General features: G+C 40.3%; 1 protein-coding gene. It reads right to left on the bottom strand.

What is annotated here, in order from left to right; translation table 11 throughout:
• Positions 1-31: 31 nt before the first annotated feature.
• A partial coding sequence (locus ACRHNM_RS18410; RefSeq protein ID WP_431138073.1) for a DUF6341 family protein occupies positions 32-231 on the bottom strand: 200 nt, incomplete at its 5' end.

Genomic DNA, 231 nt, shown 5'->3' with positions numbered 1-231 from the left:
AATGTATTACAGAAAAGACCTTGGTTTCGATCTATAGGTAAGAATGGGAGCTGATGCTCTTGTCCTCTTCGCCGTTATCGTTGAACATTTTCAACTGCCCCATCCAATAGGTGGCGGCAATCAATCCAATTACAAAGAAAATCCAGTTGATGGTATTGGAACCCCACCAGCTATCCATAAAACGGAAAAAATCGTAAGGGGCAAAAAGGTGATTTACAAATAAGTCTTCTA

The organism is Psychroserpens mesophilus, from assembly GCF_050617655.1.
GTDB lineage: Bacteria > Bacteroidota > Bacteroidia > Flavobacteriales > Flavobacteriaceae > Psychroserpens > Psychroserpens mesophilus_A.
This window is presented reverse-complemented; position numbering and strand designations above follow the sequence as displayed.